20 protein-coding genes are annotated in these 20,830 nt (G+C 41.9%); 2 read left to right on the plus strand and 18 right to left on the minus strand.

Features of this window, described 5'->3' with window-relative positions; all coding sequences use genetic code 11:
- Positions 1–31 precede the first annotated feature (31 nt).
- From LCD34_RS13805 to LCD34_RS13830, 6 genes are all read right to left on the minus strand, one after another.
- The gene (locus LCD34_RS13805; protein WP_025207149.1) at positions 32–1,666 is read right to left on the minus strand and encodes a peptide-binding protein; all 1,635 of its coding nucleotides are present in this window, start codon (positions 1,664–1,666) and stop codon (positions 32–34) included.
- Positions 1,667–1,751: 85 nt separating this feature from the next.
- Complete coding sequence (locus LCD34_RS13810) at positions 1,752–2,747, minus strand: ABC transporter ATP-binding protein (RefSeq protein WP_029575386.1); 996 nt, start codon at positions 2,745–2,747, stop codon at positions 1,752–1,754.
- Between the two features lie 23 nt (positions 2,748–2,770).
- Positions 2,771–3,751 (minus strand): ABC transporter ATP-binding protein, encoded by a 981-nt coding sequence (locus LCD34_RS13815; protein WP_224559522.1) that lies wholly within the window; start codon positions 3,749–3,751, stop codon positions 2,771–2,773.
- A gap of 170 nt (positions 3,752–3,921) precedes the next feature.
- Complete coding sequence (locus tag LCD34_RS13820) at positions 3,922–4,716, minus strand: DUF2268 domain-containing protein (protein WP_224559524.1); 795 nt, start codon at positions 4,714–4,716, stop codon at positions 3,922–3,924.
- A gap of 77 nt (positions 4,717–4,793) precedes the next feature.
- Positions 4,794–6,035, minus strand: a complete 1,242-nt coding sequence (gene fabF / locus LCD34_RS13825; RefSeq protein WP_008348501.1) for a beta-ketoacyl-ACP synthase II — start codon at positions 6,033–6,035, stop codon at positions 4,794–4,796.
- Between the two features lie 21 nt (positions 6,036–6,056).
- Positions 6,057–6,995 (minus strand): beta-ketoacyl-ACP synthase III, encoded by a 939-nt coding sequence (locus tag LCD34_RS13830; protein ID WP_008348504.1) that lies wholly within the window; start codon positions 6,993–6,995, stop codon positions 6,057–6,059.
- 169 nt (positions 6,996–7,164) lie between these two features.
- On the opposite strand from LCD34_RS13830, the gene LCD34_RS13835 reads away from it, so the two are divergent.
- Entirely contained in the window at positions 7,165–7,398 is a 234-nt protein-coding gene (locus tag LCD34_RS13835) for a hypothetical protein (protein ID WP_060832239.1), read from the plus strand.
- 202 nt (positions 7,399–7,600) lie between these two features.
- On the opposite strand, the gene LCD34_RS13840 is transcribed toward LCD34_RS13835, so the two are convergent.
- The 4 genes from LCD34_RS13840 to LCD34_RS13855 all read right to left on the minus strand — a co-directional run bounded on the left by LCD34_RS13840 (position 7,601) and on the right by LCD34_RS13855 (position 10,257).
- Complete coding sequence (locus LCD34_RS13840) at positions 7,601–7,798, minus strand: ComZ family protein (protein ID WP_008348507.1); 198 nt, start codon at positions 7,796–7,798, stop codon at positions 7,601–7,603.
- 11 nt (positions 7,799–7,809) lie between these two features.
- On the minus strand, positions 7,810–8,775 hold the full coding sequence (locus LCD34_RS13845; protein ID WP_008348509.1) for a BMP family ABC transporter substrate-binding protein: 966 nt from the start codon (positions 8,773–8,775) through the stop codon (positions 7,810–7,812).
- 90 nt (positions 8,776–8,865) lie between these two features.
- Positions 8,866–9,441: a nad binding enzyme gene (locus tag LCD34_RS13850; protein ID WP_224559526.1), complete on the minus strand. Its 576-nt coding sequence runs from the start codon at positions 9,439–9,441 to the stop codon at positions 8,866–8,868.
- Between the two features lie 75 nt (positions 9,442–9,516).
- A complete protein-coding gene (locus LCD34_RS13855; RefSeq protein WP_007499048.1) occupies positions 9,517–10,257 on the minus strand; it encodes a hypothetical protein in 741 nt (246 codons plus the stop codon).
- Between the two features lie 212 nt (positions 10,258–10,469).
- Here LCD34_RS13855 and LCD34_RS13860 point away from each other — a divergent pair, with 212 nt between their 5' ends.
- Positions 10,470–10,664, plus strand: coding sequence for a YjzD family protein (locus tag LCD34_RS13860; RefSeq protein ID WP_008348514.1), 195 nt, complete (start codon positions 10,470–10,472; stop codon positions 10,662–10,664).
- A 119-nt stretch (positions 10,665–10,783) separates the two neighbouring features.
- Here the strand turns inward: LCD34_RS13860 and LCD34_RS13865 are convergent, their stop codons facing one another.
- The 8 genes from LCD34_RS13865 to argJ form a co-directional block, all read right to left on the minus strand.
- Complete coding sequence (locus LCD34_RS13865; RefSeq protein ID WP_008348516.1) at positions 10,784–12,049, minus strand: MFS transporter; 1,266 nt, start codon at positions 12,047–12,049, stop codon at positions 10,784–10,786.
- Between the two features lie 169 nt (positions 12,050–12,218).
- Positions 12,219–12,398, minus strand: a complete 180-nt coding sequence (locus tag LCD34_RS13870) for a YjzC family protein (protein WP_008348517.1) — start codon at positions 12,396–12,398, stop codon at positions 12,219–12,221.
- Positions 12,399–12,501: 103 nt separating this feature from the next.
- Positions 12,502–13,452, minus strand: a complete 951-nt coding sequence (gene argF, locus LCD34_RS13875; protein ID WP_017360177.1) for an ornithine carbamoyltransferase — start codon at positions 13,450–13,452, stop codon at positions 12,502–12,504.
- Complete coding sequence (locus tag LCD34_RS13880) at positions 13,449–16,529, minus strand: carbamoyl phosphate synthase large subunit (protein WP_050827144.1); 3,081 nt, start codon at positions 16,527–16,529, stop codon at positions 13,449–13,451. The genes argF and LCD34_RS13880 overlap by 4 nt, the downstream gene beginning before the upstream one ends.
- Positions 16,522–17,583: a carbamoyl phosphate synthase small subunit gene (locus LCD34_RS13885; protein WP_017367005.1), complete on the minus strand. Its 1,062-nt coding sequence runs from the start codon at positions 17,581–17,583 to the stop codon at positions 16,522–16,524. Before LCD34_RS13885 ends, LCD34_RS13880 begins: the two co-directional genes overlap by 8 nt.
- A gap of 69 nt (positions 17,584–17,652) precedes the next feature.
- On the minus strand, positions 17,653–18,804 hold the full coding sequence (locus LCD34_RS13890) for an acetylornithine transaminase (RefSeq protein ID WP_224559528.1): 1,152 nt from the start codon (positions 18,802–18,804) through the stop codon (positions 17,653–17,655).
- The gene (argB, locus tag LCD34_RS13895; RefSeq protein WP_017360181.1) at positions 18,801–19,577 is read right to left on the minus strand and encodes an acetylglutamate kinase; all 777 of its coding nucleotides are present in this window, start codon (positions 19,575–19,577) and stop codon (positions 18,801–18,803) included. The genes LCD34_RS13890 and argB overlap by 4 nt, the downstream gene beginning before the upstream one ends.
- A gap of 14 nt (positions 19,578–19,591) precedes the next feature.
- Positions 19,592–20,812 (minus strand): bifunctional ornithine acetyltransferase/N-acetylglutamate synthase, encoded by a 1,221-nt coding sequence (argJ, locus tag LCD34_RS13900; RefSeq protein ID WP_007499060.1) that lies wholly within the window; start codon positions 20,810–20,812, stop codon positions 19,592–19,594.
- Positions 20,813–20,830 lie beyond the last annotated feature (18 nt).

Genomic DNA, 20,830 nt, shown 5'->3' on the forward strand with positions numbered 1-20,830 from the left:
GGGGAGACACCTCCCCTTCTTCACTTGCAGACTACTGTTCAATCCACCATTTTTCGATTTTGTAATATTCATCTTTCGGGTGGTAAGAGTAGCCTTGTAGATTAGATGGCATCGCGCGATGTGAGTTGGCATAATAAAGGAACGTATACGGCTGGTCTTCTGCAATCAGCTCATAAATTTTTTCATACGCCTTTGAATACTCTTTACGATCACTCAAGTTTTTGGCATCAACTAGCAGCTTATCGACTTCTTCATTTTTATACCAAATGTTATTTAAGCCTTTTTCAGACTGACTTGAATGGAAAATGCTGTATTGGTCAGGGAATGTCGCTAAGCTCCAGCCGAGTAATAACGCATCATAATCCCATTTTGGCGGAGTTGTTTGTTCGATTAATGCACTGAACTCCACAATTTGCGGTTTTGCTTCAATGCCAATTTCTTTGAGCTGCTGCTGGACAACGACAGCAATATCTTCACGGACTTTGTTTCCTTGGTTCGTCTTCAAGACGAAGGAGAACTTCTTACCGTCCTTATCAAGATAACCATCTCCATCTGTATCCTCCCAGCCTTCTTCCTTCAGCATCTTTTTCGCTTTTTCTTGATCAAATTCAAATACTGGGACATTTTCATTTTTAGGGTAGTTCCATGACAGCGGGCTTTCTGGGATGTTGGCTACTTTCCCGTCTCCATTTAACACTTGATCGACAATCGTTTGACGATCAATGGCATGGGTAAGCGCTTGACGGACTTTTTTACTTTTGAACAGTTCGTTTTTCTGATTCCAGCCAATATATGAATAATTAAGCCCTAGATCAGATTCGATTTTGATGTTACTAACTTTTTCAGCTGTTTGCAGTTCTGCTCCAGGCACTGCAAAGAAGTCAATATCACCTGCGGATAGCTGAGCCATGGCTGCATTTTGATCAGGAATCGTTTTAATGGTGACTGTATCAAGGTATGGCCGTCCATCCCAATAGTCATCAAATGCTTCAAGTTTGACATAGTCTCCTTCTTTCCACTCGGCAAATTTAAATGGGCCAGAGCCGATTGGATTTTTTCGGTTAAATTCATTTTCGCCAAGATCCTTTATAGGGACATCACCTAAAATATGCTTTGGTAAAATGCCATAGCTTCCTAGCGTGACGTTATAAAAATATGGATCTTTTTTATTCAGCTTAAATTCGACCGAATAGTCCCCTGTTTTTTTGACAGACTCTAATACTTCAAAGCCTGATCCACGCTCACCATTGTAATCCTTATTGATCGGAATGCTGTATGTAAACACAACATCATCAGCAGTCAGTTCTTCTCCATCATGAAACTTCACGCCTTTTCTAATGGTCACATCAAACTGTTTGCCGTCATCGGATTCTTTAATATCTTCTGCCAACGCCAGCTGTGGGTTAAGCTTTCCATCTGTTTGCAGTAAAAAGCTATAGATTCTCTCTTCAATATCAGAACTTGCCACGTCTGTTGAGTAAAGTGAGTTAAATAATGTAGGCTCTGCAATCGAACCAATGACAAGATCGCCACCTTGTACAGGTTTACCTGTGGATTTCTTTTCACTGTCTCCAGACGTTTTATTTCCACCAGAACAAGCAGCAAGGATCAATGTAAAGATCAGCAGCAAACTGACCAAAATGGACTTTCTCTTTCTATCTTTCATAGACAATTCCCCCTATCTTTTTTAAAAAATGATGACAGAAGCCCGTTTTATCCCCCCTCTCAAAGATGAGATCATACAAGCGTGATCAAGCGTCGTAGAGGTGGCAGGCCACAAAGTGGTTCGTTTTTAACTCTTGAAATTGTGGTACTTTTTCTTTACAGACTTCTTTCGCATGCGGGCATCTTGTATGAAACACACAGCCTTTTGGCGGATTAGCAGGGCTTGGTAAATCACCTTGCAGCATAATCCGTTCCCTTTTCACCTGACCTTTTTTACGGGTGACTGGAACGGAAGATAAAAGCGCCTGTGTATACGGATGAAGCGGATCATCGTACAGGCTATGCTTATCCGCCAGTTCCATCATTTTGCCAAGATACATGACGCCCACTCGATCACTAATGTGGCGGACCACACTGAGATCGTGAGAGATAAAGAGATAGGTGAGGTCAAACTCTTCTTGAAGCTCTTCCATCAAATTGATGACCTGCGCCTGAATGGAGACGTCAAGCGCTGAAACAGGCTCATCTGCTATGATCATTTCAGGATTCATGGCAAGTGCACGAGCGATACCGATCCGCTGCCTTTGTCCACCGGAAAATTCGTGCGGGTATCGATTCGCAAAACTTGGGTGAAGGCCGACTTTGGATAAAAGCTGTTCTACTTTTTCATTTCTTTCTTTTAAGGAATATAAGTGATGTGTTTTGTAGGGTTCTTTGATGATACTTCGAAGTGTTTTTCTAGGGTTGAGTGATGCAAAGGGATCTTGAAAAACCATTTGGATGTTTTTCCTTGTTGATTGTCTTAGTTTTGATTCAGATACATGAGAGATATCTTGCCCTTTAAATAGAATTTGTCCTTCTGTTGGTTCATATAAACGAATCATCGTCCGTCCTAATGTGGATTTACCGCATCCAGACTCTCCAACGATGCCTAACGTTTCGCCTTTATAAATGTTTAAGTCGATGCCGTCAACCGCTTTGACTGCTCCTACTTTCTTTTGCAGCACCCCAGCTTTAATCGGAAAGTGTTTTCGTATATTTTTTAATTCCAGGATGGTTTCTTTCTCAGATCGATCTGTCATGTATGGTTGATTTTCAGCAAGTGTCATGTTTGGCTTGCCTCCTCATATAAGAAACACCTGACGCTTCTACCATTTTCAAAGGTTGTCAGTTTGGGCAATTCACCTATGCAGCGTTCCATTACTTTCGGGCATCTAGGCGCAAAACGGCATCCTGCCGGAAGCTGATCTGGCGCAGGGACATTTCCTTTTATCGCCGTTAATGGCTGAATGTCTCCGTCAATGACTGGAATGGATTCAAGCAGTCCTTCTGTGTATGGGTGAAGCGGCTCATCAAACAACTCTTCAACGGTTCCATTTTCAACAACCTGTCCGCAGTACATGACAATGACGCGGTCTGCTACTTCCGACACAACACCTAAATCATGCGTAATGAGAAGTATAGATGTACCAAAGGTCGAACATAAATCTTTCATTAAGGTCAGCACCTGGGCTTGTATGGTCACATCGAGAGCAGTAGTCGGCTCATCCGCAATGAGGAGCTTCGGATCACAGCTTAGCGCAATGGCGATCATGACTCGTTGACGCATACCGCCGGATAAACGGTGCGGGTAATCTTTGATGATTTGTTCTGGCCTAGAAAAGCCTACAAGCTTTAGCAAGTCAATCGCTTTTTTGGTCGCTTCTTTTTTTGAAAGTTTTTTGTGGTAAATGAGGATTTCTGTTATTTGTTCCCCGATGGTTAAGACGGGATTAAGTGAGGTCATGGGTTCCTGAAAGATCATGGATACATCATTACCGCGAATACTGCACAATTCCTTTTCACTATATGTAACAAGGTCTTTTCCATCAAGCATAATGGAACCATCCATAATCTTCCCACCAGTCCCATTAATCAGACCCATGATGGATAAAGACGTAATACTTTTACCAGACCCAGACTCACCGACTAATGCGACTGTTTCCCCTTTTTTGATACTAAAATCAACGCCATCAACAGCAGGTATTGGTTCCTTTTTTCGAAAAAAATAGGTTTTTAAGTTTTGCACTTCAAGCAGTGTGCTCATGCATTCGCCCCTTTCTCCATAGATCAAATGAACCGAATCGAAAAATTCCGTCTTTTTAGAATAAAAAGAATTATCAAAATTTATATTTGTATATTATTACATCAGCATGACGAAATCAAGAAGTATTTAGTAAAATTGTAATATGTCACTTTTTTTGTGAATGATTGTCTTTATGATTCTATCGCCTTTAAAAACGTTTCCGCTGGCTCCGCAATCATAGACTCCTCGCTGATTCGGTGCTCATCGAAATACTTTTTCACGATATAAAATCCAGTGGCATAGCCAAGCATTTTGGGGTAGTTCCCTTTTCCATAAAGGAGATTCTGTATCAGCCTTTCGTCGTCCTGCACTTTCTGATAAAGGTGACTGGATACCCATTTCTTGTACATGCGCTGCAGCTGCGATTCGTCATATAAAGTCGTCCACTTTGCTGTATAGCTTTCTCCATATCTATGATACACAGCATATTCAGCGAGCCCTTCCATCATGATTGTATCAAGGAATGTAAAATCTTTTTCTTCTTTCGTGAGAAAATGCAACCTGCATACATGGTGATATTCATGCGTCAGCAACGTACCGATTCGCTCCTTCGGTGTATGCGGGGATAAAAAAAGAAAGATTTTGTCATCAAATGCCATGCCGGATTGAAAGTAAAATTGTTCTCTGATCTCTTTGCTGCTCTCATTAACAGGGAAAATAAAGACAGGGACATCAGGACCTCCCCACTTTTTTTGCAACGCTTTGTATTCTTTCATCACAAGCTTGAAATACCCTTTTTCTTTGATCTTGTCGATCATTTCCTGGCAGGCGTTCCATGATCGAACCATTCCGTGATGTTGTAAATGGGCGAGAATAGATGATCCTTCTTTTTTCTCCGCTCCTTTAAAATAAGGGACAAAACGCGCCGCCAGCTCCTGAAATGATGATGATTGCTCAATGAGATATTGTGTATTGATCAGACCCATACCGCTGAACACCTCCATTTTCATCATATGCAAAAAGGCGGCGATCTGTTTATAGATCGCCGCCTTCTTAAGACATATTACGCTTCGTATTTTTTGAAGATAATTGTCGCATTGTGCCCGCCAAAACCAAGTGAGTTGCTCAAAGCAACTTGTACTTCTTTTGAACGTGCTTCATTTGCTACATAATCAAGATCACATTCTTCATCTGGTGTTTCAAGGTTAATCGTTGGCGGAATGACACTGTCTTTAATCGCCAGAACAGAGAAAATCGCTTCTACTCCGCCTGCTGCGCCAAGTAAATGACCTGTCATTGATTTTGTCGAGCTGATCGCAAGCTGATTCGCATGCTCTCCAAACACTTCTTTAATCGCCATTGTTTCAAACTTATCATTATACGGTGTGCTTGTTCCGTGGGCATTGATATAATCAATTTCTTCCACTGTTAAACCTGCATCACGAATGGCTTCTTTCATTGCACGTACGCCGCCTTCTCCGTTTGGAGCAGGTGCTGTGATATGGTATGCATCTCCAGTTGAGCCGTAGCCAACGATTTCTGCATAAATGGTCGCACCACGTTTTAACGCATGCTCTAATTCTTCAAGTACAACAATTCCCGCTCCCTCACCCATGACAAATCCGTCACGGTTTTTATCAAATGGACGACTTGCTGTATCTGGATCAGGATTTGTCGAAAGGGCTTTGTTTGCACAGAAGCCAGCAAACGACATTTTCGTTAACGGTGCTTCTGTTCCACCTGTAATCATCGCATCTGCATCTCCACGCTGAATGACTTTAAAGGCATCACCAATGGAGTTTGTTCCTGTTGCACATGCTGTTACAGTACAAGAGTTAACCCCTTTTGCGCCAAGAGCAATTGAAATTTGGCCTGTTGCCATATCTGGAATCATCATTGGAACGAAGAACGGGCTTACGCGTCTTGCTCCTTTATTCGAATACACTTCGAATTGCTCTTCGAATGTTTCAAGTCCGCCAATACCAGATCCAACCCATACCCCAACACGAGGTGCGTTTTCATCTGTAATTTCGAGGCGTGAATCTTCTAAAGCCTTTTGAGCAGCAACGACTGCATATTGTGTGAAGCGTGCCATCTTTCTCGCTTCTTTTTTCTCCATGTAATCTTCGATGTTAAAATCTTTTAGTTCTGCTGCTACTTTTGCTGTATATTCACTTGAATCAACACGTGTGATCGGGCCAACACCTGATACACCTGCTACAGCATTTTTCCATGTTGTCTCTACATCGTTGCCAAGAGGTGTCAAAGCACCTAATCCTGTAACAACTACTCGTTTCTTATCCATTAATTTGTGCACCCCACTCTTTTATCGGCCCCATCGCATAGCGATTGCGCCCCACGTTAATCCTCCACCAAAACCAACCATTACAATCACATCGCCGTCATGAATTTTTCCGGCTTCGATTTCTTCACATAGTGAAATTGGAATGGATGCTGCTGATGTGTTTCCATATTTATGGACTGTTTTCGACATTTTTTCAACTGGCAGCTCTAAGCGTTCGCGTGCTGCTTCCATAATGCGAATGTTTGCTTGATGCGGAATCAAAAAGTCTACGTCTTCTTTTGATAGTCCAGCTTTTTCTATCACGTTTACGCTTGACTCGCCCATTTGTCTCACAGCAAATTTAAATACTTCTCTTCCATTCATGATTGTATGATCTTTTTCATCTAAGTACAAGTGCTTCCCGCCGCTTCCATCGGCTCCAAGCTCAAATGATAGAATTCCCTTGCCTTCGCTGACTGTTCCTAGTACAGCAGCCCCTGCTCCATCTCCAAACAAAACAGCTGTGTTGCGGTCATCCCAGTCGGTAATGCGAGAAAGCTTTTCTACACCAACGACAAGCACGTGTTTGTAAGTGCCTGATTCGATAAATTGTTTTCCAGTAACAAGCCCATACATAAAGCCAGCGCAGGCAGCGCTAATATCCATTGCACATGCTTTATGTGCACCGAGCTGCTCTTGAATCATACAAGCGACTGTCGGAAATGCTTGATCTGGCGTAACTGTCGCTACAAGAATCATATCAATATCTTCTGCAGCCACATCTGCGTCAGCTAATGCTTTTTTTGCAGCAGCAAGCGCCATATGAGATGTATTGACATCATCAGATGCAATTCTTCTTTCTTCTATACCTGTTCTAGTACGAATCCACTCGTCAGAAGTTTCAACCATTTTTTCTAAATCACGATTTGTTAATACTTTTTCAGGTATATAGCGGCCAAGGCCAATAATTCCAGCATTCATTGAATAAGACTCCTTTTACTCATACGAGCATGTGATATTGTGATCTTATATTAGTATCTGGTACTAATTTTACCTTATTTTTTTCTCCTTGGCAATACAAACGTCTAACCTTTCCTCTCACTTTTTTCATAGATTAATGATATACCAATAGTAGAAAGGAACATGTGATATGGCGCAAAAGGATATTTTCTCAGCAATGATGTTTGGTCAGCCGCTTGAAAAGGAGAAAAGCAAGACAGAAAAAAAGGAGGAGCGTACAGAGACTTCTTCAAGTGATGACTCCATTGACTACATGCATGTCATGAATCAAATTGGAAACATTATGAACTCCATCGATGAGCTGAAGCCTGTGTTTAAAGATGTCGGCCCTATGATCAGTGCCTTTAAGAAAAAATTATCATAAAAAAAAGCCACTATTCTGTGGCTTTTTTTGATTGTTGACAAAGGGCTAAAATATTTTAGCCCTTTGTCTTCTTCTCAGCGTGATAGAAAACCTTTGCAGTCTAGGATGGACGAGCACTGGAGCGGAGCGAATTTGTCATTCGTGAGCACCAGCGCGCAGGACTGACAAAGAATGCGAGGGTTTGTCTACACGCTGAAAGCCACTATTCTGTGGCTTTTTCTGATGCTGCATCTGCTTTTCCAAGCTCATATGCCTCTTGCATGACAGATGTAAACAAAGAGAGAAGCGGCTGAAGTGCTTGTGGATCAAGCTGAATTCCTGCTTTATCTAATTCTTCTTTTGCTTGTGGAAAATACTTCATCGCAATTTGTAAAAACTCCATCGATTTTTCGTGCTGCATGTTCAACGTCCTCACTTTTCATTTGGCAGTTTGCCTGTTTTTTTGTAATTCGCAATATCCTTCTCAATGTCTTTCACAAAAGCGCGGTCTATGGTTGAGCTAAATTTCCCCATTTCGATCACTCCTTCTTTAAAGTCAAAGGAGTACTCACCTTGTTCGTTTAGCTTGCCTTCATTAAACTTCTTCGCAATGATACTGTACGCTTTATCGACATGCTGTACTGTGCTAGTTAACACCGTATGGCTTCCAAGGTTGGATTGATCAGTGACATATCCGATCGCAGATAAATTGTCGTTTTTGATTTGTTCAATGACAGGGATATTATAACCATCACCTGCTGGATACACAACATCTACACCTTGTTTTTTCAATTTTTGATAGAGGTTCACCGCTTTGTCAGCATCATCCCAGTTTTCGACAAATTCCGCTAGGACTTGCACATGTTCGTCCTGATATTTTGCACCTTTGATAAAACCGTCTACTTCACTTTGCCAATCATATGTAGCCAGAATACCAATCTTTTTTGTTTTGGACATATGTGCTGCTGTCATGCCTCCGAAAAAGCCCATTGCTTCTCCTTTAAACGTGACGTTTGTGACATTATCAGCTTGAGGCTTGCCTCCATTGACCGTGATAAATTGTGTTTTCGGATAATCTTCACTGATCAAGTTGAAAATTTCGCTGTATTCATTGCCATGGCCAATAATCAAATTGACTCCTTTTTTATGAAATTCTTCAATGGCATCAACGATTTTCTCCTTGTCGACCATCCCTTCCTTATAATAAACATCTACACCAAATGTTGATTGGATATTTAATAAGCCTTTATAACCTTTCGTTCCCCAAACTTGATCATTAATCGTATCGGGGACGAGTAAACCCACCTTCTCAATATGTCCTTTTAACGGCGCCTGCGAGCAGGCAGATAGCATAAGAAGAAGGAACGAAAAGATCATGACAAGCCGCTGGTACTTCATGCCATGTTCAACTCCCTTTGCAACACGCAGGCATGAACCTGTATGTTAAATATAGGTTTATTTTATACTGAAAAAAGATAAGATGGAAGATCATTCTTGCTTTTTGTCGAAAAATGTTGAGTTTTGTCTTTTCCATTCTGCTATGATTTCTTCTGCTTGTTTGTCACCTGTTTGTCTTTCTACCTTTAATTGATGGATCATTTCCTGCCTTTGATCGGTGCGTGCCCACTTTAAAAGCTCCTTTGCGACATCTTCTACAAAAAATGTGTGATCATCCTTTATTCGTCTCTCTTCATGGAGTGTCCACGGACCAAACATGCGTGGAAGGATAACAGCCGAAACGCTTTGTTCATGCGAATGGCTTTCGGGTTCTTCGTAAAACAAGTGGTATATGCCATGCTTCGCTTCGAGGTCTGTCTCTCTGTTCATTGAATCATCTGATTGAAAAAAGATCAGGTCATATGCCTCTTTCCTATCTTGACCATCAAGAACGCGGACAAGATCATTGCGGCCGAGCCACATCATTCGCTCTTCTAATAACATTTTTTGCTCCTCTGACTGCTCCTTAGGATATGTGATATCCACTTGTATGCCCTCTTTCATCATATATTCACAAAGTGTCAGGCCAAAAAATTCATCTGCACCTATGATCAGTCCTGTTTCCATGTTCATGTCCCCTTTTTTAGCATATCGAATAAAAAGAAGAGCCCTTTCCATGAAGGGCTGTTATCATCCTATTCATTACAATTCTCTTTCATGCGATTTATAAAACTTGTGAATGGACTGAAAGATTCTTCTTGGATGATCAAACATATGCAAGGTAAGGTCCATCTGACAATGGTCTGGATTCATCATATGCTGATCAATAAAAGGCTTTGCGTGTAGTTCATAGGCATACGGTGCGCCGTTTAGTCTCTGCCATATATGAATCGGTACATGAGCTGAATGAACGGGGCAAGAAGGAAGTGGATACGTTTCCGCTTCCTTTGCAGAGCACCCATAGCTCTGTGCGAGTTCTTTCATGAACTGTTTGTAGAAAAATTTGTGTTCCTTTTCTCTTTCTCTTTGTGCTTGCAGGTGTAAACATGGATTCATCATGGCTATAGACCTTAGCACTTCTGGCATTTCTTCGGCAAGACTCATGGCGACAAGTGCTCCCATTCCCTCTGCCAGCACATGAATTTCCCGGTTTAATATTTCTTGTTTTAATGTGTGATGAACAAGCTGTTTCGCACTAAAAACAGCATCTTCACATCCCCAGTGATTCCCATGAAGATGACTATTAAACAATGTATATCCTTCATCCTTTAAAGCAGTTAAAAGCTGGTTTCTTCCGTAATGCTGAAGCCAGAATGATGTATTTTCCTGCACAAAGTGATTTCGGTCACCGAGGATTAGAATGCCAAAGCCATTTGGTTTTTGAGGAAGGTGAATGACGTTCCACTGGGAACCAAGCTGGAAAAAACGTTCGCTTACACCCATATGGCCAGCCTCCTTTCAGTGATTCTGCTTTCTATGATATGAACAACAACTCTTGTAGGAATAAGGAAATCCCCTAAAGACAGAAGAATTCTTTTTATTTTTATAGTAGAAGGTCTCAAAATGGTCACATAAAGGCGGAAAACAGTCTTTTCTCTGAACTCGTATCTATGGTATGATAGTCAATAGATTGTTACATAAAGGACGGTGGAATAATGCATTACATTATCACCCTCATTTGGACTTTTCTGCTGACACATATGGCTGGTTACATCGTTGCATCTATGAATGGAGCTGCTTATGATTTTACGTTAACTTCCATTCTTGCCATAGTGTTTACGGTTATTTTATTCATCTTTGCTGAAGTAAGTCCAATGAAAGAAACAGAAAGTTCAACAGAACATTCTTAATATTGCTGGAAAAGAGCTAATGATTTGAGGTTAGCTCTTTTTCTTTTTTTCAGAATGATGACCAGAAGTTGAGAGGGCACGCTAAAACCCCCTGCCGTCAATTACAGGGGGTTTTTGAGTTACACCTCAACCGTTTCGGACTTCTGTTTGTCTGCTGACAAATGGCTTTTCGCTAGCCCTGTGAACAGGAAGATCGCGATGCCCGATAAAATTTCAAGCACACCACCCCCCGCAATGACAGGTCCTGCTCCAAAGCGTTCTGCCAGGACGCCCGATATGACGGCTGCAAGCGGGAGAAAGACATTTGATGACGCATTGATCACGGCATATACTTGCGGCTGATCTTCTTGGTCAACAGACGTTTGAATAATGACCATCTCTGGGACATTGATTGCACTGACGGCTGCACCAAAAATAAAGGAAGCTAGAAGAACGACTGGAAGCCATGTACTCATTCCAGTGATAAAGAATGCAGCTCCTTCAATCATGCCTGCGACAATAAAGAACAAGCCAAACCTTTTGATTTTCACCTTCGCCAGTGCAAAGCCCATCATAAACGCACCGACTGCGGCGACACCTCTTAAAATGGAATACACCATTGAATCACTTTGCAGCGCTTCTGCTACATATACAGCGGATAATGCCTGCCACGGAGCTGCGGCGACATTCATTAAAATACAATAAAGGGTCAGTGCAAATAAAATATGATGATTTTTAACGACTAGAAAGCCTCTTTTTAAGTTATACAGATATGTATTCTTTGCTTGTTTAATGCCTGCTGCTTTTTCTTCGTCAGACTTCTTCAGTTTAACGCCAATAATAAACATGCCCGATATGATGAATAAAGCAGTGGTGATCAGGAGCGTATCTGCAGGTCCAATTAATTTGACCAAAAGACCAGCGACCATCACCGCAGCAAGTGCGACAATTTCAAAAGATGATTGCAGGATCGCATTTGCTTTTTGAATGAGATGCTTTGGAACAATCTGCGGCAGGATGGCCACAGAAGCCGGGTTATATGCTGCACCTGTTGCCGATTGAATAACCATTAATGAGATCAATAACCATAGAGGCAATATGTGCGAAAAATGCAGTAGTGGAATAATGAGTACAATGGTTGCTCGAATGACATCTGAAGCAAACATCCATTTAGATAAATGATGTCTTTTCATAAGAGGTCCTAGTATTGGGGCCAACAATGATGAAGGAAGAACTGTCACTGCTAGAAGAAGTCCGGTACCGAGCGCTCCATCCCCTCTTAAAATCAATAACCAAAGAACGGATGTAAAAGCAAAACTTTCTCCTGTATTTTTTATGAGTCTTGATATGAACAATGAGGTGAAGCGTTTATTCCAAACACTTTCACTGAGATTCATCTTTTCCATCACACAAATCCTTTCAACCTTATACTATTTTTACATATTTTACCTTAATCTTTCTTTTTTTCATACTATTTATTTGAAAATTGGAACTTAATTGTTTTTTATTATAAAGAAAAAAGAGGCATGACACATGCCTCTAAAGACTTATTCATATGGACTCTTAGTCAATTGCTTACGGCTTTCTTTGGTAAGTCCAAACGCGGTTATGGTTCGAGTTATCCGGAAAGACGTCTCCTGCTTTAAGCTTTATCTTTAAAGGATCTTTCACCATACTACCGGTCTCACCGATTTCGATATAAACACCATTATTAGGTGCCTTATTACCAGATTTAAACTGATGCTGTTGACCCATTTCCATCCTCCTTTCTCGATTGATGTTATTATGTCCCGTCCATTGCCTCTCCAATCCAATATGTAAAAAGTCCCTGCTCAGTCGAGACAGGGACACTTGTGATTTATTTAGGTTGTTGATACATGAGCTCTTTGATTAACGCTTTTTGCACATGCAAGCGATTTTCTGCCTGCTGGAATACTTTAGAGTGTGGTCCATCAATGATATCAGCCGTCACTTCTTCTCCGCGGTGTGCCGGCAGACAATGAAGGAAGATATAATCTGCTGCTGCATGTTGCATGAGTTCCTCATTGACTTGATATTCTTTAAATTCAGCTAGACGTTTCTCTGTTTCAGCTTCCTGTCCCATGCTTGTAAATACGTCTGAATAAATGACATCTGCATCCTGAACAGCAGCTACTGGATCTGTTGTGACGATGACTTCTGCGCCTGATTGTTTTGCAAACGCCTGGGCAGTCTCTGTCACTTCTTGAAGAGGTTCATAGCCTTTTGGTGATGCAACGGCAATGTCACAGCCTAACTGCGCGCAGCCAACCATTAAGGAATGAGCCACATTATTCCCATCACCGATGTACGCCACTTTCACACCTTTTAGTGTGCCTTTTGCTTCTTTAATCGTCAGTAAATCAGCCAGTGCCTGACATGGATGAGAGTAGTCCGTTAGTCCGTTGATCACTGGAATAGAGGCGTATTTTGCAAGTTCTTCTACCTTCTCATGTTCAAAGGTTCGAATCATAATGCCATCTACATACCCAGACAGCACCTGCGCTGTATCACCAATCGTTTCTCCTCTGCCAATTTGCAGATCATTTGAGCTGAGGAAGAGCGCATGTCCGCCTAGCTGCGTCATGCCCGCTTCAAACGAGACACGGGTTCTAGTTGAAGATTTTTCAAAGATCATCGCTAATGTTTTTCCTTTGAATAAATCTTGATATGGATGTTGTTTCATTTCTTCTGCTTTTTCAATTAAGTACGCAATGTCATTGATCGAAAAGTCTTTTAACGATAAAAAGTCTTTTCCGTATAATGCCGGTTGCACGTCGACTTGGCTCATGCCGTCACTTCCTTTTTATATAATTCGTGGAGAGATACTGGTGATACATCTCCATCTTTTCCTTGCAGGAACGCTTGCGCTGTTTCATATTCGGTTAGAACTTGAACACCATGTGTGAGTGCTTTTACACGCTGTTCTTTTGCCTCTTCATCATTACCTAAATGAATGTGAAGCGATTTATCGTCTTGTTGCAGCCACGATTCAAAGCTGCCAGTCCAGACGTCAAAGCCTGCTCGTTTTGCTTCATCTACGAATAATTCACTGCCTTGTATAAAGAGGCTTCCTTTTTGTTTCCAGATCGGTGCAAACACTTTTTTCAACGCGCTTTCGACGTTCTTTCCAACACACATTCCTTCACCCGTCGCTTTCATTTCAGGTGTCAGCTTTAAATCGATATCTTGAATGGCATGTGAGGAGAAGACTGGGAATTTAACAGCTGTGCCCCCCTTATTCTTCGTTGCCGGTTTCAATTCTTCAAGCGTTGCACCAGCTAACAGCTGAGTCGCCATTGGGATCATGTCAACACCCATGACTTTACTTACAACTGGAACAGTCCGGCTTGCCCGAGGATTCACCTCTAATACGAGCGCCTGGTTCCCTTTTATCACAAATTGAATATTCATAATGCCTTTAAAAGCTAATTTCTTTGCGATTTGTTCAGAAGCGTTATACACCTGCTCTTTGATGTCTTCACTAATAGAGACACTTGGCAAGATGGCAAAGCTGTCACCTGAGTGTACGCCCGCTTTTTCAATATGCTCAACGATTGTTGGAATGAATGTCGTTTGTCCGTCTGAAATAAGATCCACTTCCACTTCTTTTCCAGTGACATACTCATCAATTAAGATCGGATAAGGTAAATGATCTGGCTGATCAAGTAGTTCTGCCAATTGAGCTTCTGTATGAACAACGATCATGCCCATTCCACCAATGACATATGATGGACGAATAAGAACAGGGTACCCGATGCTTGTAGCATGCCCCAGTGCTTCTTCTTTTGAATGAGCTGTATCTCCTTTTGCATGAGGAAGATTCAGTTCATCAAGAAGCTGATAGAATAAATCGCGATCTTCTAATGCATCTAGTGTGTCAAAGGACGTGCCTAACAAGGTAACGCCGGCTTTTTCTAAACCTTCCGCCACATTGATTGCTGTCTGCCCGCCAAATTGAACGATGACAAAATCAATTTGCTCCGCTTCAACTACGTTTAAAATATGTTCTAACGTGATCGGCTCAAAGTATAAACGATCTGCAATCTCATAATCGGTACTAACCGTTTCTGGATTGTTGTTCATCATGATGGTTTCAAATCCAAGCTTTTGTAGAGTAAGAACGCCGTGAACGGCACTATAATCAAACTCGACTCCCTGCCCAATTCGAATCGGACCGGAGCCAATGATGAGTGCACGCTGCTTTGTTTTCTCTTGATGCTCTCCATCACTTTTGCCAAAGTACGTAGAATAGAAGTAATTCGTTTTTGCATCGAATTCAGCCGCACATGTATCGACAATTTTAAATGAAGCGGCAATGCCATACTCTTGGCGAAGCTGTCTGATATCTTGTTCACTGCGATCCGTCAGAGAAGCGATTGTTTCATCAAGGAAACCTTTTTCTTTCACCTTTATTAAGGTGTTTTTGGATAGCGTCCCCTGATGATTCTTCAATTCTTGTTCGAGTGTGATCATATTCTTGAAGACATGTAAGAAAAACAGATCAATCTTCGTCGTTTTATGAATCGTTTCAACGGTTTCTTGTCTGGAAAGCAGCTCCATGACAGCGAAGAAACGGCGATCGTCCGGTGTTTTGATTAATTCAAATAATTGTTCAGTCGAATGTTCTTTCAGTTCAGGCAAGTGAAAGCCCTTTGTTTTGATTTCAAGTGATGCGACTGCTTTTTGAATGGCAGATTCTAAATTACGGTCAATCGCCATGACTTCACCAGTCGCCTTCATTTTTGTGCCTAAATTCCGGTCTGCCTGTTTAAATTTATCGAACGGCCAGCGCGGGAATTTCACCACGACATAATCGAGTGCCGGTTCAAAGCTAGCATACGTTGTTCCTGTAAGCGGATTTTTCAATTCATCTAGTGTATAACCGACCGCAAGTTTTGCCGCCATTTTGGCAATCGGATAGCCTGTTGCTTTCGATGCAAGAGCAGAAGACCGGCTGACCCGAGGGTTGACCTCAATGACAAAATATTCTTTGCTGAGTGGATCAAGAGCGAATTGGATATTACAGCCGCCAACGACATCAAGCGCTGAAATAATTTTTAAGCTTGCTGAGCGGAGCATTTGATAATCCTGATCCGTTAATGTCTGTGACGGTGCAACGACAATCGAGTCACCTGTATGCACACCAACTGGATCGATATTTTCCATGTTACATACAGTGATACACGTATTTTGACGATCTCTCATGACCTCATACTCGACTTCTTTAAAGCCAGCAATGCTTTTTTCAACTAAGCACTGATGAATCGGACTCGCTAGAAGAGCACCTTCAATCAGCGGTTTAAAAGCCTCTTCAGTTAAAGCGATGCCTCCCCCTTTACCACCAAGTGTGTAGGCTGGTCGAAGAATGACAGGAAAGCCCACTTCTTTTGCAAATTGAAGGGCGTCTTTCGCATTATCCACAATTTCACTTTCTGGTACAGGTTCATTCAAATGCTTCATGAGAGCACGGAATTTCTCACGATCTTCACCGTTTTCAATTGTTTCAACTGACGTTCCGAGCAGTTTTACCCCATGCTTTTTCAGCACACCGGCTTTTTCCAGCTCGACAGCAAGGTTTAAAGCCGTCTGTCCGCCAAGATTGGCTAAAAGACCATCTGGTTTCTCTTTTTCAATGATTCTTGTCACTGAATCAACTGAAAGCGGTTCAAAATAAATTTCATCAGCAAATGACTCGTCTGTCATAATGGTTGCTGGGTTGTTATTCACTAAAATGACGTTGTAGCCTTCTTCTTTTAAGGCCATACAACCTTGTGTCCCTGAGTAATCAAATTCTGCTGCCTGACCAATGATGATTGGACCGGACCCGATGACTAGAATGGTTTGTATGCTTTGATCTTTAGGCATGTGCGACTTCTCTCCTTGCTTGTTTCACTTTCTCAATAAAATCATCGAATACCCATTCACTTTCTGCAGGGCCTGGATGTGCTTCTGGATGAAATTGAACGGACATTATCAGCTTCTCTTTATGAATGAATCCTTCAACAGATCCGTCATTCACGTGGAGGAATTTGACGTCCACTTCTTTGTCATTCATGCTTTTTTCATTGACCACATAGCTATGATTTTGGCTTGTCATAAAGACACGTTTTGATTCTGTATCTTGTACCGGATGATTCGCTCCGCGGTGGCCAAAAGGAAGCTTATACGTATCCCCGCCAAGCGCAAGAGCAATTAATTGATGACCTAAGCAAATGCCTAGTGTCGGGAAGGTCATCATGATGTCATGAATGGTTTTTAAATATGGCTTCATTGTTTTTGGATCTCCAGGTCCATTTGACAAAAGGATCGCATCTGGCTTGATATCAAATACCTTTTCCATTTGTTTGTACGGAATCACTGTGACTTTACAGCCGCGCGCTTCGAGTGAGTCCGCAATTGATTTTTTAAAGCCAAAATCAATGAGCGCTACATGATCCTCGCCGCTGCCTTGTGTGTATACTTCATCTTCTGTGACCTGCTCAACCACATTGTCTTGCTTCATTGCAGGTGGCGTTTCATTTTCGTCTAAACTAAGCACTGCATTCATCGTTCCATTGGCTCGAATGTTCTGCACGACTGCGCGAGTATCTGTATGTGTAAGAAGCGGAATGTTCCACTTCTGTAAATAATCTTTTAAGCTTACGGCTGCAAGGTGATGAGAAAAATGGTCAGCTGCCTCATAGACAACGACCGCTTTTACTTGTGGTTTTTTGCTCTCAAAGTCTTCATGATTGATGCCGTAATTTCCGATGAGCGGATATGTGAAGACAATGATTTGTCCTTTATAAGAAGGATCTGTGAGCACCTCTTGATAACCTGTCATCCCTGTAAAAAAGACCACTTCACCTGTCATGCCAGCTTCTCCTGTCAGATCTCCTTCAAAAGAGGCTCCATCTTCTAAATTTAAATAACCTTTCATGCTTGTGTCACCCCATATTGAATAATTAATAATATAAATGCATGTTTATGCGTTCTAGTGTAAAAAAATTTAGACCGTTACTGCTTCATTTGCTAACACTTGAATGACCGCTTCTATTGCTTGATCCAATTCAACTTTTTTGACATTCAGTGGAGGTAATAAACGAATGACATTCGGACCAGCTGGAAGCACCAGCAAACCTTGCTCTCGAAGGGCTGTGATGTAATCACCTACTGGCTGATGACACTCAATTCCTGCCATTAATCCTTTGCCCCTTACTTCTTTCACGATGTTCAGCTGTTTGACTTCTTGCAGTCTCTTTAAGAGGTACGCACCCTTTTCTTTCACTTCTGAAAGAAAGTCTTCTTTGAATATTACATCAAGGGTTGCGTTCACAGCTGACATAGCGAGCATGTTGCCACCAAATGTTGTGCCATGAGAGCCTGGAGAAAAGGCATCCCCTAAAGCTTTTTTCCCTATCACTGCACCGACTGGAAATCCATTTCCTAAACCTTTTGCGGCTGAAATAATATCAGGATCAAGTCCCGATTGCTCATAGGCAAATGCTGTCCCTGTTCGCCCAATACCCGTTTGGATTTCATCTACAATCAGCAGTGCTTGATGTTTTTTGCAAAACGTTTGAACGGCTTCTAGAAACTCAGCTGTAGCTGGATTCACTCCACCTTCACCTTGCACCACTTCCAACATGACGGCTGCGACATCATCGATTTCACACGCTGTGATCGCTTCAGGGTCATTAAACGGTACATAATGAAAGCCTTCCAGCATCGGTCCAAAACCAGTTTTGATTTTATCTTGACCTGTGGCAGCCATACCAGCATACGTGCGCCCATGGAAAGAGTGCAAAAACGTCACAATATTTGTTTTACCTGTTGCTTTTCGGGCCAATTTGATAGCCCCTTCATTCGCTTCAGCCCCGCTGTTGCAGAAAAATACGAGATCTCCTGAACTGTTGGCTGCCAGCTTTTCCGCTGCTTTTTCTTGCAGTCCATTTTCAAATAAATTTGATACGTGCCAGACCTCGTCAAGCTGCTTCTTGATGGCTTGATTGACCTTTGGATGGTTGTGACCTAAATTCGTGACCGCAATGCCTTGTATAAAGTCTAAATATTTTTTCCCAGTTGTATCAACTGCCCAAGAACCTTCTGCCTCTTTAATTTCAACATTCCACCGTCCGTACGTTTGAAAGAGATGACTCACAGGACCGCCTCCTTTTGTTTTACAATTCGAGTTCCTTTAAAGGTATCTCCTGTAAAAATACTACCTTTTCCATTCACAATCATGACTTCATCCACATCTCCAGATAAAGCACTGAGCGCAGATTGCACTTTTGGAATCATTCCCCCGGAAATAATACCTTCATCGATGAGCTTGAGCGCTTCTTGTTCGGTGACAACGTCTAACAGCTCACCATTTTTTAAAATTCCTTCCACATCTGTGACAAACATGAGCTTATCAGCTTTCATAGCTCCTGCGACTGCTGATGCTGCAAGATCAGCATTTACATTTAACGTTTGGCATTCTTCGGTCATAGATAGCGGCGCAATGACGGGAATGAATTGTTTCTCCATTAGTGCTTCTGCCATCTCTGGATTGACTTCTTTGATTTCGCCAACGTACCCATATACATCTTGATCGAGAAAATCGGCGACAAGCATCTGTCCATCTTTACCAGATACACCGACAGATGATATATCATGCTTTGCCAGCTCTGAAACAAAGTATTTATTCACCGTTCCTGAAAGGACCATTTCGGCTACCTCTAACACCGGCTTTGTTGTTTTGCGCTGTCCATCTACAAATTCCGTTTTCACTTCTAATTTTTGCAGCATGCTCGTGATTTCAGGACCTCCGCCATGTACGATAGCCAGTTTAAATCCAGCAGCTTGAAGTGAGCGGACATTTTCATAAAAGGTATCGGAAAGTTCTCGAATGACACTGCCTCCACACTTGAACACGATCGTTTTATCCATGTCTATCTCCTTCATTATGTGCGATAGCTCGCGTTAATTTTCACATAATCATAGGTAAGGTCACAGCCCCATGCTGCCGCTTCACCATTTCCTTCATTCATTTGAATGAAAATCGTAATCTCATCCTGCTCTAGATACGCTTTTGCTTCCTCTTCTGAGAAAGACTGAGGTTCATTATGTTTAAACAGACATTGCCCGCCTAAGTAAACTTCAACCTCTTCTGGCGTGACAGAAGCTGCGCTATGACCGATTGCTCCGACAATCCGGCCCCAGTTGGCGTCCGTGCCGTATACGGCTGTTTTCACAAGACTTGAACCTACGATTTTTTTTGCAATAATACCAGCTTCTAAGTTGTTTTTAGCACCAACAACTTTCGCTTCGATTAATTTGGTTGCGCCTTCTCCGTCTCTTGCAATCTCTTTTGCTAGATCTTCACAGGCTAGTTTTAATCCTTCTTTAAACAATGGCCATTCTGGATGTTCTTCATTCAGTGCCTGGTTTTCTGCCATTCCATTTGCCATCACAAGCACCATATCGTTAGTTGATGTTTCTCCATCGACGGTAATTTGATTAAACGTCACATCTGTAATGTCACGAAGAGCATTTTGCAAAGCTTCTTGTTCGACATTTGCATCGGTTGTGACAAACCCGAGCATTGTGGCCATGTTCGGATGAATCATACCAGAGCCTTTTGCTGCACCAGAAATGAGAATCTCTTTCCCGTCTATCGTCAAGGAGTATGTCGTATTTTTAATGACTGTATCTGTTGTTAAGATCGCTTCTTCAAAGTGGCCATTTCCTGCTTTTGCTTCTTTTAGCTGAGCGATGCCTGTTTTGATTTTATCCATATCCAGACACTCTCCAATGACACCAGTAGAAGAAACGGCAATGTAATCAGGCTCTGTGCCTAACATGTCTGCACAGGCTGCCTGCATGTCGTATGCATCTTTTAATCCCTGCTCACCTGTGCATGCGTTGGCGATCGCACTATTGACAATGACACCTTTTAGTTTGCCCGTCTTTTTTAAGCTTTTTTGTGTCACTTGTAAAGGAGCAGCTTGAAAGTGACTTTGAGTGTATACCGCTGCACTCGCTGCTGGTACTTCACTGATGATCAAGCCAAGGTCTTTTTTTGAATAGCGTAATCCTATATGAATCCCCTTTGCTTCAAAACCTTTTGGTGATGATACGTCCCCGTCAATTTTGACAATACTTTTTTCATTCAATTCGATCATGTTTGTTGTCTCCCCTGT

The organism is Bacillus sp. RAR_M1_44 (genome assembly GCF_020165935.1).
Taxonomy (GTDB): Bacteria; Bacillota; Bacilli; order Bacillales; family Bacillaceae; genus Bacillus; species Bacillus altitudinis.

Excerpts from the sequence above, each read along its gene's own strand:
- LCD34_RS13805 (WP_025207149.1), bottom strand. The coding sequence starts at position 1,666 with ATGAAAGATAGAAAGAGAAAGTCCATTTTGGTCAGTTTGCTGCTGATC.
- LCD34_RS13810 (WP_029575386.1), bottom strand. The coding sequence starts at position 2,747 with ATGACAGATCGATCTGAGAAAGAAACCATCCTGGAATTAAAAAATATA.
- LCD34_RS13815 (WP_224559522.1), bottom strand. The coding sequence starts at position 3,751 with ATGAGCACACTGCTTGAAGTGCAAAACTTAAAAACCTATTTTTTTCGA.
- LCD34_RS13820 (WP_224559524.1), bottom strand. The coding sequence starts at position 4,716 with ATGGGTCTGATCAATACACAATATCTCATTGAGCAATCATCATCATTT.
- fabF (WP_008348501.1), bottom strand. The coding sequence starts at position 6,035 with ATGGATAAGAAACGAGTAGTTGTTACAGGATTAGGTGCTTTGACACCT.
- LCD34_RS13830 (WP_008348504.1), bottom strand. The coding sequence starts at position 6,995 with ATGAATGCTGGAATTATTGGCCTTGGCCGCTATATACCTGAAAAAGTA.
- LCD34_RS13835 (WP_060832239.1), top strand. The coding sequence starts at position 7,165 with ATGGCGCAAAAGGATATTTTCTCAGCAATGATGTTTGGTCAGCCGCTT.
- LCD34_RS13840 (WP_008348507.1), bottom strand. The coding sequence starts at position 7,798 with ATGCAGCACGAAAAATCGATGGAGTTTTTACAAATTGCGATGAAGTAT.
- LCD34_RS13845 (WP_008348509.1), bottom strand. The coding sequence starts at position 8,775 with ATGAAGTACCAGCGGCTTGTCATGATCTTTTCGTTCCTTCTTCTTATG.
- LCD34_RS13850 (WP_224559526.1), bottom strand. The coding sequence starts at position 9,441 with ATGGAAACAGGACTGATCATAGGTGCAGATGAATTTTTTGGCCTGACA.
- LCD34_RS13855 (WP_007499048.1), bottom strand. The coding sequence starts at position 10,257 with ATGGGTGTAAGCGAACGTTTTTTCCAGCTTGGTTCCCAGTGGAACGTC.
- LCD34_RS13860 (WP_008348514.1), top strand. The coding sequence starts at position 10,470 with ATGCATTACATTATCACCCTCATTTGGACTTTTCTGCTGACACATATG.
- LCD34_RS13865 (WP_008348516.1), bottom strand. The coding sequence starts at position 12,049 with ATGGAAAAGATGAATCTCAGTGAAAGTGTTTGGAATAAACGCTTCACC.
- LCD34_RS13870 (WP_008348517.1), bottom strand. The coding sequence starts at position 12,398 with ATGGGTCAACAGCATCAGTTTAAATCTGGTAATAAGGCACCTAATAAT.
- argF (WP_017360177.1), bottom strand. The coding sequence starts at position 13,452 with ATGAGCCAAGTCGACGTGCAACCGGCATTATACGGAAAAGACTTTTTA.
- LCD34_RS13880 (WP_050827144.1), bottom strand. The coding sequence starts at position 16,529 with ATGCCTAAAGATCAAAGCATACAAACCATTCTAGTCATCGGGTCCGGT.
- LCD34_RS13885 (WP_017367005.1), bottom strand. The coding sequence starts at position 17,583 with ATGAAAGGTTATTTAAATTTAGAAGATGGAGCCTCTTTTGAAGGAGAT.
- argB (WP_017360181.1), bottom strand. The coding sequence starts at position 19,577 with ATGGATAAAACGATCGTGTTCAAGTGTGGAGGCAGTGTCATTCGAGAA.
- argJ (WP_007499060.1), bottom strand. The coding sequence starts at position 20,812 with ATGATCGAATTGAATGAAAAAAGTATTGTCAAAATTGACGGGGACGTA.